9 protein-coding genes are annotated in these 12,071 nt (G+C 66.1%); 5 read left to right on the forward strand and 4 right to left on the reverse strand.

The genetic code is table 11. The features are described 5' to 3' along the window. Positions 1-114 precede the first annotated feature (114 nt). The 3 genes from AC1RQP_RS36230 to ligA all read left to right on the forward strand — a co-directional run bounded on the left by AC1RQP_RS36230 (position 115) and on the right by ligA (position 5,026). Positions 115-1,005, forward strand: a complete 891-nt coding sequence (locus AC1RQP_RS36230; protein ID WP_028177055.1) for an outer membrane protein assembly factor BamD — start codon at positions 115-117, stop codon at positions 1,003-1,005. 13 nt (positions 1,006-1,018) lie between these two features. Beyond that, positions 1,019-2,692 (forward strand): DNA repair protein RecN, encoded by a 1,674-nt coding sequence (gene recN, locus AC1RQP_RS36235; protein WP_492942131.1) that lies wholly within the window; start codon positions 1,019-1,021, stop codon positions 2,690-2,692. Positions 2,693-2,872: 180 nt separating this feature from the next. Further along, the gene (gene ligA, locus AC1RQP_RS36240; RefSeq protein ID WP_239626414.1) at positions 2,873-5,026 is read left to right on the forward strand and encodes an NAD-dependent DNA ligase LigA; all 2,154 of its coding nucleotides are present in this window, start codon (positions 2,873-2,875) and stop codon (positions 5,024-5,026) included. Positions 5,027-5,142: 116 nt separating this feature from the next. On the opposite strand, the gene AC1RQP_RS36245 is transcribed toward ligA, so the two are convergent. Both AC1RQP_RS36245 and AC1RQP_RS36250 read right to left on the reverse strand, forming a co-directional pair. Beyond that, entirely contained in the window at positions 5,143-6,417 is a 1,275-nt protein-coding gene (locus AC1RQP_RS36245) for a multidrug effflux MFS transporter (protein ID WP_239626412.1), read from the reverse strand. Positions 6,418-6,710: 293 nt separating this feature from the next. Next, positions 6,711-8,540 (reverse strand): aminopeptidase P family protein, encoded by a 1,830-nt coding sequence (locus AC1RQP_RS36250; RefSeq protein WP_492942133.1) that lies wholly within the window; start codon positions 8,538-8,540, stop codon positions 6,711-6,713. A gap of 186 nt (positions 8,541-8,726) precedes the next feature. On the opposite strand from AC1RQP_RS36250, the gene AC1RQP_RS36255 reads away from it, so the two are divergent. Then, positions 8,727-8,906: a hypothetical protein gene (locus AC1RQP_RS36255; protein WP_082821949.1), complete on the forward strand. Its 180-nt coding sequence runs from the start codon at positions 8,727-8,729 to the stop codon at positions 8,904-8,906. A gap of 34 nt (positions 8,907-8,940) precedes the next feature. Here the strand turns inward: AC1RQP_RS36255 and AC1RQP_RS36260 are convergent, their stop codons facing one another. Then, positions 8,941-9,828: a 50S ribosomal protein L11 methyltransferase gene (locus AC1RQP_RS36260; RefSeq protein WP_492942135.1), complete on the reverse strand. Its 888-nt coding sequence runs from the start codon at positions 9,826-9,828 to the stop codon at positions 8,941-8,943. 162 nt (positions 9,829-9,990) lie between these two features. Here AC1RQP_RS36260 and AC1RQP_RS36265 point away from each other — a divergent pair, with 162 nt between their 5' ends. Next, on the forward strand, positions 9,991-10,146 hold the full coding sequence (locus AC1RQP_RS36265; protein ID WP_376709005.1) for a Flp family type IVb pilin: 156 nt from the start codon (positions 9,991-9,993) through the stop codon (positions 10,144-10,146). A gap of 285 nt (positions 10,147-10,431) precedes the next feature. Here AC1RQP_RS36265 and AC1RQP_RS36270 read toward each other — a convergent pair whose 3' ends face one another. Next, positions 10,432-12,042 carry a phytoene desaturase family protein gene (locus AC1RQP_RS36270; RefSeq protein ID WP_492942137.1) on the reverse strand — a complete coding sequence of 537 codons (1,611 nt, stop codon included), beginning with the start codon at positions 12,040-12,042 and terminating at the stop codon, positions 10,432-10,434. Between the last annotated feature and the right edge of the window lie 29 nt (positions 12,043-12,071).

The raw sequence follows: 12,071 nt of genomic DNA on the forward strand, positions 1-12,071 counted from the left end.
TTTGTCGGATACATTGGCGTGGTCGCATGGCAGGCACCACGGTTACAACTCGCGCCCAGGACGGGGTTCGTGGGCTGGCGGACACCGCATCACAGGGCGTCAGGGCTTAAACTCATGTCGGCACAGCGTATGACGCGCGGATATTTCTCGGTCTCGTCGCGAGCCCGTGGGCTGCTGCAGGCCGTCACCTTCATCATGCTCGCCCTGCCGCTCGCCGGCTGCGGCACGGGCTCGCTCTGGGACAAGTTCACTGCCAAGGACGACACCTTCGTCGAGGAGCCCGCCGACAAGATCTACAATGAGGGCCTGTACCTCATGAACGAGAAGAAGGACATGAAGGCGGCGACCAAGAAGTTCGAAGAGGTCGACCGCCAGCATCCTTATTCCGACTGGGCCCGCAAATCGCTGCTGATGTCGGCCTATGCGTCCTATCAGGGCGGCGACTATGACGGCTGCATCGGCGCTGCCACCCGCTACGTCACGCTGCATCCGGGCAGCCCGGACGCGGCCTATGCGCAATATCTGATTGCCGCCTCCCATTACGACCAGATCCCGGACATCAGCCGCGATCAGGCCCGCACCGAGAAGGCGATCGCCGCTCTGGAAGAGGTGGTGCGCAAATATCCGACTTCCGAATATGCGACTTCGGCCAAGGCCAAGATCGAGGGTGCGCGCGACCAGCTCGCCGGCAAGGAAATGAATGTCGGCCGCTACTATGCGCAGAAGCGCGACTACACCGCCGCGATCAACCGCTACAAGACCGTCGTCACGCAGTACCAGACCACCCGCCATGTCGAGGAGGCGCTGTTCCGGCTCACCGAGGCCTATATGGCGATCGGCATCGTCGGCGAGGCGCAGACCGCGGCGGCCGTGCTTGGGCACAATTTTCCTGACAGCCGCTGGTACAAGGACGCCTATAATCTTGTAAAATCCGGCGGTCTCGAGCCGAGCGAGAATCAGGGGTCCTGGATCAGCCGGACCTTCAAGAAGATGGGTCTCGGCTAGGAAATTTGGTTCCATGCTGGCGCGTCTGTCGATCCGTGACATCGTCCTGATCGAACGGCTCGATATCGAATTCGCCTCGGGCCTCGCGGTTTTGACCGGCGAGACCGGTGCGGGCAAATCCATCCTGCTCGATGCCTTTGCACTGGCGCTCGGTGGCCGGGGCGATGCCGGCCTCGTGCGCCACGGCGCGGAGCAGGGGCAGGTCACCGCCGTATTCGATATCCCGAAGAATCACCCCGCGGCGAAGATCCTCGCCGAGAACGGCCTCGACGATACCGGGGAGATGATTCTCCGTCGGGTGCAGCTCGCCGACGGTCGCACCCGCGCCTTCATCAACGACCAGTCGATCAGCGTGCAGACGCTGAAGGCGGTCGGTGCCGCCCTGGTCGAGATCCACGGCCAGCACGACGAGCGCGCGCTGGTCGATGCCGCCACCCACCGCCGCCTGCTCGATGCTTTTGCCGGCCTGGAAAAGGACGTCGCGGCGGTCGAATCGCTCTGGGACGCGCGCCGCACCGCCAATACCGCGCTGGAGGAGCATCGCGCCGCCATGGAGAGCGCCGCGCGCGAGGCCGATTATCTCCGCCATGCCTCCGACGAGCTGAAGCAGCTCGCGCCCAAGGATGGCGAGGAGACCGCACTGGCCTCGCGCCGCACCACCATGATGCAGGGCGAGAAGATCGCCTCCGACCTGCGCGAGGCGCAGGAGGCAGTCGGCGGCAATCATTCGCCGGTCGCTACGCTGTCGGCGGCGGTGCGCCGGCTGGAGCGCCGAGGCGTCAACTCGCCGGCGCTGGTCGAGCCTGCGGTGAAGGCGATCGACGCTGCGATCAACGCGCTGGAGGAAGCCGATCAGCATCTCCAGGCGGCGCTGGCGGCGACCGATTTCGATCCGGCCGAGCTCGAACGCATCGAGGAACGGCTGTTCGCCCTTCGCGCCGCCTCGCGCAAATATTCGACGCCGGTCGACGGCCTCGCCGCGTTGGCCGCCAAATATGCCGCCGACGTCGTGCTGATCGATGCCGGTGCCTCGCGGCTCAAGAAGCTGGAGCAGGCCGCGATCGAGGCAGACGGCCGCTATGCCGCCGCCGCCAAGAAGCTGTCATTGGCGCGGCAGAAATCGGCGGAGAAGCTCAACAAGGCCGTCAATGCCGAGCTCGCGCCGCTCAAGCTCGAACGGGCCAAGTTCATGACCCAGGTCGAGACCGATGAGGCCGCACCCGGTCCGCAAGGCTTCGACCGTGTCGAGTTCTGGGTCCAGACCAATCCGGGCACCAAGCCGGGTCCGCTGATGAAGGTCGCCTCCGGCGGTGAGCTGTCGCGCTTCCTTCTGGCGCTCAAGGTCGTGCTGTCCGACCGCGGTTCGGCACCGACCCTGGTGTTCGACGAGATCGACACCGGCGTCGGCGGTGCGGTTGCGGACGCCATCGGCGGGCGCCTCGCGCGCCTTGCCGGCAAGGTCCAGGTCATGGCCGTGACCCACGCCCCACAGGTCGCCGCCCGCGCCGACCAGCACCTCCTGATCTCCAAGGACGCCCTGGACAAGGGCAAGCGCGTCGCCACCCGCGTCAATGCGCTCGCCGCCGACCACCGCCGCGAGGAGATCGCGCGCATGCTCGCGGGTGCGGAGATCACGGCAGAGGCGAGGGCGGCCGCGGAACGGCTGCTCAAGGCGGCGACGGCCTAAGCCGTGTCCCGGACGCGCGTAGCGCGAGCCGGGACCCAGAATGCCGCCCCCGTGGGCCCCGGCTCTGCAGCGCACCGCACCGGACGATGCTTCGCATCGCCGGGAGCGCTGCGCTGTGTCCGGGGCACGAGACTTCTAACCGCCTTTACCCTTCCGCCCGCTCCGTCGTATCCAAGCACCATGGCCAGAGCAGCAAGATCCAAAGCAACACCGCTTCGCGACGTCGCCGACCTCACCAAGGCGCAGGCCAAGGTCGAGCACATGCGGCTCGCGCTCGAGATCGAGGGGCACAACGAGCGCTACTATCAAGAGGACGCGCCCACCGTCACCGATGCCGAGTACGACGCCCTGCGCCAACGCTTCAACGCGATCGAGAAGCGCTTTCCCGAGTTCGTCACCGCGGACTCGCCCTCGCAGAAGGTCGGCGCGGCGCCGTCGGGCCGCTTCAGGAAGGTCCGGCATGCCGTTCCCATGCTGTCGCTCGACAACGCCTTTGCCGAGGAGGACGTGCGCGACTTCGTCGGCCGCATCGTGCGATTCCTGAAGCTCGACGACGACAAGGTCGATTTCTCCGCCGAGCCGAAGATCGACGGGCTCTCGATGTCGCTGCGCTACGAGGGCGGCGAACTCGTCACCGCCGCAACGCGCGGCGACGGCGCGGTCGGCGAGGACGTCACCGCCAACATCCGCACCCTCGAAGACGTGCCGCAGACGCTGAAGGGCCGCAACGTCCCCGACATCTGCGAGGTGCGTGGCGAGGTCTACATGACCAAGAAGGCCTTCCTGGCGCTCAACGAAAGGCAGAAGGCCGAAGGCGGCACCATTTTCGCCAATCCGCGCAATTCGGCCGCGGGCTCGCTCCGGCAGAAGGACCCGACCATCACCGCCTCGCGCCCGCTCGGCTTCTTCGCCTACGCGTGGGGGCAGATGAGCGCGATGCCGGAAGAGACGCAGAGCGGCATGATCGCCTGGTTCGAGCGCTGCGGCTTCAAGACCAATCCACTGACCAGGCTCTGTCACTCCGTCGAGGAATTGCTCGCCTTCCATCATGCGATCGAGGAGCAGCGCGCTCGGCTCGACTACGACATCGACGGTGTCGTCTACAAGGTCGATCGCATCGACTGGCAGGAGCGGCTCGGCTTCGTCTCACGCACGCCGCGCTGGGGCATCGCGCACAAATTCCCGGCCGAGCGCGCCATGACGGTGCTGCGCGACATCGAGATCCAGGTCGGCCGCACCGGCTCGTTCACGCCGGTCGGCAAGCTCGAGCCGGTCGGCGTCGGCGGGGTGATCGTGCAGAACGTCACGCTGCACAACGAAGACTACATCAAGGGCATCGGCAACAAGGGCGAGGTGCTGCGCGAGGGCCGTGACATCAGGATCGGCGACACCGTCGTGATCCAGCGCGCCGGCGACGTCATCCCGCAGGTGGTCGACGTCGTCCTCGACAAGCGGCCGAAGTCCGCCAGGGAATTCCACTTCCCGAAGAAGTGCCCGTGTCCGCTCCACACCGACGTCGTGCGCGAGGAGACGGCGACGGGCGAGGAGGGCTCGCGCGCCCGCTGCACCGGCGAATTCGCCTGTCCCTATCAGAAGATCGAGCATCTCAAGCTGTTCGTCTCGCGGCGCGCCTTCGACATCGACGGCCTCGGCGAGAAGCAGCTTCAGTATTTCTTCGACGAGGGGTGGGTGAAGGAGCCCGCCGACATCTTCACGCTGGAGAAGCGCAACGCGAAGCTCAAGCTCGAGGAGATCGAGGGCTATGGCACGACCTCGGTCCGCAATCTGTTCAGCGCCATCGAGAGCCGGCGCAGAATCGCGCTGGAACGCTTCATTTATGCGCTCGGCATGCGCCATGTCGGCGAGACCACGGCGCTGGCCCTGGCTCGTGGCTACGGCTCGTGGGAGGCCTTCCACGATGCCTGCCTCAAGGTCGCCAAGGGCGAGGAGGAGGCGATCGCGGAGATGGACGCGCTCGACCAGATCGGCGACACCGTGATCAAGAGCATCGCCGACTATTTCGGCGAGAGCCACAATCGCGGCATCGTCGAGCGGCTGACCAAGGAGGTCGAGATCGTCGACGCCGAGAAGCCGAAGAGCAATTCGGCCGTCGCCGGCAAGACCGTGGTGTTCACGGGCTCGCTGGAGAAGATGACGCGGGATGAAGCCAAGGCCACGGCAGAGCGTCTGGGGGCAAAGGTGTCGGGCTCGGTGTCGAAGAAGACCGATCTCGTCGTCGCCGGCCCCGGCGCGGGCTCGAAGCTCGCGGAAGCCAACAAGCACGGGGTCAAGGTGCTGACGGAAGACGAGTGGCTGAAGCTGATCGGGGAGTGAGGTCTCTCTCCGTCATTGCGAGGAGCGTAGCGACGAAGCAATCCAGAATCTTTCCGCAGTGACGGTCTGGATTGCTTCGCTCCGCTCGCAATGACGCGGGAGAGAGCACCGCCCCCCTACATCATTCCCGTCTCTTCCTCCTCGGCCTTCTCGATCAGTGTCTCGCTCACCATCACCTCGCGCCGAGGGACGACGAAGATCATCATGCAGGCGCAGAGCAGCGAAATTGCGAGGACCGCGGAGGTGAGCGGCAGAGTCGTTGCGGAATGGCCGCCGAGATAGGCGCCGAATTGCGACATCAGCGCGCCGATGCCTTGCTGGAGGAAGCCCATGGCGCCCGAGGCGGTGCCGGCGGCCTCCGGGCGGATGCTGATGGCGCCGGCGGCGGAATTCGCCATCACGAACGCATTGCCGGCCATCACGATCATCTGCGTGCCGAACAGCCAGGCGGGCGCCTCGTTCCAGCCGACAAGGCTCCAGAGCAGGTTCAACAGGCTGCCGCAGAGCTGCAGGGCGATCCCGAGCCAGATCAGTTTCTCCAGCGAGTGCCGCGGCGCAAAGCGCACGCAGAGCAGATTGCCGACGAGATAGGCAAAGCCCGTCGTCGCGAACCAGGCGCCGTATTCGGCGCTGGTGCGGCCCATCTGCGTCACCACGATGTAGGGGCCGCCGCCGGCGAAGGTGAAGATGATCTGCGAGGCCAGCACCTGGCACATGACATAGCCGACGAAGGCGCGATTGCGGATCAGCATGCCGACGTCGCCGCGGAAGCCGCTGCCGGCGGCGCGGCTGCGGCGCGTCTCGGGCAGCGCCACCGCGATACCCACGGCGACGACGATCGCGGCGATGGTGATGGCGTAGAAGATCGCGCGCCAGCCGAACGCGGTCTCGATCAGGCCCCCGGTGAGCGGCGATACCATCTGCCCGATCATCAGCGCGGCGATGACGAGGCTGATCATCGAGGCGACACGGTCGCGCTCGTAGATGTCCCGGATGATGGCGCGGCTGACCACCATGCCGGCGGCGCCGCCCAGCGCCTGGAAGAAGCGCGCGGCGATCAGTTGCGGCAGGTTCTGCGCGAAGATGCAGGCGATGCTGGCCGCGACCATCAGCGCCAGCCCTCCGAGCAGCACCGGGCGCCGTCCGAACCGGTCCGACAGCGGTCCCATGATCAGCTGCGACAGCGCGATGCCGACCATGTAGAGCGAGACCGTCATCTGAGCGATCGAGATGTCGCTGCCGAAATTCGTCGCCAGCACCGGCAGCGCCGGAACCAGCATGTAGAGCGAGATCGGCGCGATCCCGGTCATGACGACCAGCAGCAGCAACACGACGCGCGATGTCGCGATGCTGGTGGCCGCTCCCGGCGGCTTGCTGATCATGCCGTGCATGCGTGTCCGTCTCTCGAATTCGAATCGACTGTAGCGCGCCCGCGCAAGACGGATATCGGCGTTTCGGAATGCGGCTATACGGATTCCGGGACGGTTATGATTGGGCACGCTGCTTGCGCGATAAAGCAGGTGTCATTCCCCGCGCAGGCGGGGAATCCGGTATTCCAGAGACAGAAGAGGGATATGGAGAAGCCGCGGCGTCCTGGATGCCGCGCCTGCGCGCGGCATGATGGCTGTGATGGGGAAGCAGCGTTGCGTTGATCGCGTAGTGCTATGCGGCCCGGAATGAGTGATTAAGCCTTCAGCTCCGCGGTCGCCTGATCGAGCCAGGCCTTCGTCGCCTCGTCCAGCGCCGGCCGCACCTCGGCCCGGACGCGGGCGTGATAGGCGTTGAGCCAGTCGAGTTCATCGCGGCTCAGCATCGCCGCATCGATCAGCCGTCGGTCGATCGGCGCCAGCGTCAGCGTCTCGAACGCATTCATCGGCTTCTCGGCGCCCTTGATGTCGGCGGCGACGACCAGCTCGAGGTTCTCGATACGGATGCCGAAACCGTCGGTCTTGTAGTAGCCGGGCTCGTTGGAGAGGATCATGCCGCGCTTCAGCGGCGTGGTGCCGAGCTTCGAGATCCGCGCCGGGCCTTCGTGCACCGAGAGATAGCTGCCGACGCCGTGGCCGGTGCCGTGCTCGAAATCGAGGCCGGCAGCCCAGAGGTATTGCCGCGCCAGCGTGTCGAGCTGCGCGCCCGTGGTGCCGTCGGGGAAGACCGCGCGCGCGATCGCGATATGGCCGCGCAGCACGCGGGTGAAGCGGTCGCGCATCTCTGCCGTGGGCTCGCCGACCGCCATGGTGCGCGTGACGTCGGTGGTGCCGTCTTCATATTGCGCGCCGGAATCGATCAGCAGCAGGTCGCCGGGCGCGATCCGCCGGTTGCTCTTGCGGGTGACGCGGTAATGCACGATGGCGCCGTTCGGGCCGGTGCCGGAGATGGTCGGAAACGACACGTCCTTGAGCGCGCCGGTATCGCGGCGGAACGTTTCCAGCGCCTCCACCGCATCGATCTCGGTCAGCTTGCCGCTTGGCGCCTCGCGATCGATCCATGCGAGGAAGCGCGCCAGCGCCACGGCGTCGCGCACATGGGCCGTCTTGGTGCCCTTGATCTCGGTCGCGTTCTTGACCGCCTTGAGCAGTGCGACCGGATCGCTGCCGCGCACCGGCTTGCCGCCGGCGCCCGCGATCAGCCGGCTCAGCGCGTCGGCCGCGGTGGCATTGTCGAGCGCGATCGCCGCGCCGCTTTTGGCGAGCGCCATCAGTGTCGGCGCCATCGCATCGGGCTCGCGCACGTCGGCGGACTGCTCGAGATGGTCGCGCGTCAGGTTGGAGAGCTTGCGGTGGTCGATGAAGATGGTTGGTCGTCCCTCCTTCGGCACCAGCGCGTAGGACAGCGGCAGCGGGGTATGCGCGACGTCGGCGCCGCGGATGTTGAAGGTCCAGGCCACCGCGTGGCTGTCGGACAGCACGAGCGCATCGGTTCCGAGCTTGGCGATCTCGCCCCTGATCTGCGTCAGCTTCTCGGCCTCAGCGACGCCGGCATGCTGGAGGCCGTGCACGGCGACGGGAGCGAGCGGCGGCTGCGGCCGGTCCTGCCAGATCGCGTCGATCGGATTGCTGTCGACGGCCACCAGCTCGGCGCCGGCCTTGGCGCAGGCTGCAGACAGGCGCTCTGCTGCCGCAAAAGTGTGCAGCCACGGATCAAATCCGAGGCGGTCACCGGCTTTCAGATGCGCCGCCACCCAGCTCTCCGGCGGCGGGTCGATCAGCGATTCCACGGCCCAGGCCTTTGCGTCGACCTGCTTGGCGGCCTGAAGCGTGTAGCGGCCATCGACGAACACCGCAGCTTCCTGGGACAGCACCACCGCCAGTCCCGCCGAGCCGGTAAAGCCGGTCAGCCAGGCCAGCCGCTCTTCCGATGGCGGCACATACTCGTTCTGCTGCTGATCGGCGCGCGGGATCACGAAGCCGGTCAGCTTGCGACGGGCGAGTTCTTCGCGAAGTGCGGCCAGCCGTGCCGTTAATGCGACACCGGCCTCCGGCTCCTCGAATGTCTGGAAGTGTGCTTCGAACATGGTGGATCACTTTAGGATCATGGGGGTCGGTCCGCAATCTCGACGCATTTACGTCGCATGTGGCATGGACTGTGCTTGAAATAGTTCTATTCGAATCGAGTGGAGTAAGGATGCGGCAGTTGCGCTTCGTCCGGATAACAGGGAAATTCGAGCAAGTGGTTCATCTCAACGGCGAGGGGACACACGATGCCAGCGTTCACGTTTGAGAAGATTTCGCCGCCAGTGCGCCGCGGCCCGGCTGCAACACCACCGAAGAAGCCGCGCGGCCTCATCAGCCAAATGATCGACCGTTTAGCCGAGCGCCGCGCGAGGCGCACCTTGCAGCAGCAGCGCGCGATGCGCCGTGACGAGAAGCCGGCAGAGTAGTCTCAGCAGTGGCGGCGTCGTCACCTCGCCCAGTTCACCCGACCTTCCGCAGCAACAGGCTGCTCCACCCCTCGATCCGCAGATGCCTCAGCGGCACGAGGCCCCGCGCGCGATAGGCGGCGATCACGGCCGGGGCCTGGGGCGTCAGCAGGCCGGAAAGGATGACGCGGGCGCCGGGCGCAAGGTGCTGTGCCATCGGGCTCGCCAATTGCCGCAAGGGATTGGCAAGGATGTTCGCGAGCACCAGGTCGAACGGGCCGGCGCGCGCAAAATCCGGCGCCGCAAACCCGGTGGCGCGGATCACCCGGACCTGGTTGCCGACTTCGTTCAGGGAGGCGTTCTCAGCCGCTACCTGCACCGAGGGCGGATCGATGTCGGAGGCAAGCACGGCGCGATGCAGCGCCTTCGCCGCTGCGATCGCCAGCACGCCGGTCCCCGTGCCGAGGTCGAGCACGTTCTGCGGCCGGGAACTCTTCAGGGCATGGTCAAGCAGGAGTAAACAGCCGCGCGTCGTGCCGTGGTGACCGGTGCCGAAGGCGAGCGCCGCCTCGATCTCGATGGCGAGCTTGTTGGGCGCCACACGGTCACGGTCATGGCTGCCGTGCACGACGAAGCGCCCGGCCGGGACCGGCACGAGATCTTCGAGGCTGGCCTTGACCCAGTCCTTGGCCTCGACGGTATCGAAGGCGAGGGTCGCGGCGATCTCATTTCCTGCTGAAGTTGCAACGAGTTCGCGCAGCCATGCGTGATCCGGCGCCTCGGCGAAATGGAGCGTGACGTCCCATTCTCCGTCCGGCCGCTCGAAGGCGGCGACCGCCGCATCGCCGTCGAAAAACACCTCGGTGAGCACGTCGACGACGCGCCTGGCGTCGGCCTCGCTGCCGATTGAAAAGCTGGCGCGATGGGTGGGCGAAGGCTGCATTCAGGGTTCCATTGAGTTCAATTTTTGGAGCTTTTGGTACCAATTTCCCGACAATTTGCGGTTCCCGGGTTAACTGGGCCGAAGGTTCCGCCCTATACATTCTCAATTGTTGGATCCAGCTAGCACAGCTTGGAGTTGAAACGGAGGCGAGTCTTGAAGCGCATGATGCAGAAGTTCTGGTCGGACGAGTCCGGTGCAACCGCGATCGAATACGGTCTGATTGCCGCGGGTATCGCCCTGGCGATCATCACCGTGGTGAACGGCCTGGGCACCGCCATGAATGAGAAGTTCACTTCGATTAGCACCTCCTTGAAGTAATTTCCGCCTGCATTTCCCAGCGGGGGGCTGTTTTTCTTCAGAGGCTGTTCCTGATCACCGCCCGCCAGGGATTTCCCTGGCGGGCGGTGTCGTTTCTGCGGCATCTGTTCTGCGGATCTTCAACAGGTTATCCGCCGGCTTGCCGGGACCCTATCCACCGCTTTTCCCGCAATTGTCCCTGCGATTTCCACCGACTTTCCCCAGCTTCGGCGCGACGGTCTTGCCCAGGCATCCTCTGCCCGACCACAGGCCGTTCGACGGGCTGTCCACAAGCAATCCACAGACCTAACCACGGCTTCCGAACAGCGACCGGTGATCCCGCAGGATCGCCTGCGCCGCGTTGTGGCCGGGGGCGCCGGTGACGCCGCCGCCGGGATGGGCGCCGGAGCCGCAATGGTACAGGCCCTTCAGCGGCCCGCGATAATCGGCATGGCCCAGCATTGGCCGCGCCGAGAACAGCTGGTTCAGCGTCAGCGCGCCGTGGAAGATGTCGCCTCCCAACAGTCCGAACTGCCGTTCGAGATCGAGCGGGGACAGGATCTGACGGCCGAGCACGCTCGCCGCAAAGCCGGGCGCGTATTTGTCCACCGTCGCGATCATGAGATCGGCGACCTCTTCGCGATGGTCGTCCCACGAACGTCCACCGGGAAGCTCCGGGGCGACATGCTGGCAGAACAGGCTCGCGACATGCTTGCCAGCGGGCGCCAGCGTGTCGTCGAGCGTCGAGGGGATCAGCATCTCGACGACGGGCGAACGGCTCCAGCCCTGCGCTCGCGCATCGAGCCAGGCGTGGTCCATGTAGTCGAGGCTTGGGGCCAGGATGATGCCGGAGCTGAGATGATCGCCCTCGCCCGGCAGCGCAGTGAAGGAGGGCAGGCGGTCCAGCGCCACGTTCATGCGGAAGGTGCCGGAGCCGTTCTTCCAGCGCCGGATGCGGGCGAGGAAGTCCGCAGGGAGAGCGTCGGCCGCGACCAGCCGCGTGTAGAGCAGCTTTGGATTGACGTTGGCCGCGACATATCTTGCGCGGATGGCCGGGCCGTTCTCCAGCACGACGCCGACGGCGCGGTCGCGCTCGACGATGATCTCACGGACGCCGGCATCCGTTTCGATGACGACGCCGTGGTCGCGGGCCGCGCGCGCCATCGCCTGCGTGATCGCGCCCATGCCGCCGATGGCGTGGCCCCAGACGCCTTTCTTGCCGTTCACCTCGCCGAACGCGTGATGCAGCATCACATAGGCCGAGCCGGCAGCATAGGGACTGGCATAGTTGCCGACGATGGCGTCGAAGCCGAACAGCGCCTTGACCAGATCATGTTCGAAACGTTCGTCCAGCATTTCGCCGGCGGAACGGGTGAAGAGATCGAGCAGGCTGCGGCTCTGTTCCAGCGTAAGCCCGCGCAGGATGTTGGCGCTCTGGAGCGCGTTCACGGCTTCGCGGATCGCGCTCGTGCCAAATCCGTCGAGCAGGTTCGGCGGCGCGCGCAGCACGAACTGCCTGAGCACGTCGGCGATGTCTTCCAGCTCGCGCGAGAAGCCGTCGAGGGCTTCCGCATCATGCGCGCTGAGCCGGGCGACTGACGCTTTCGTCCGCCCCTCGCCGGTGAGGAGATGGCTGCCATCTGGCGCGGGCAGAAAATTCTGCGCGCGCCGTTCGACGATCCGCAGGCCGTGCTCGGCGAGCTTGAGGTCACGGATCACCCGCGGATTGAGCAGGCTCACGGTGTAGGCCGCGACCGAATTGCGGTATCCCGGATGAAACTCCTCCGTGACTGCGGCCCCGCCGACCACCTTGCGGCGCTCGACCACGCGCACCCGCAGGCCCGCCATCGCGAGATAGGCCGCGCAGGTGAGGCCGTTGTGGCCAGCGCCGATGATGACGACGTCGGTTTCGCTCATGAAGATGCAAGGTCCAGTCTACCGTCATT

The organism is Bradyrhizobium sp. GW821-FHT13H06 (genome assembly GCF_058803975.1).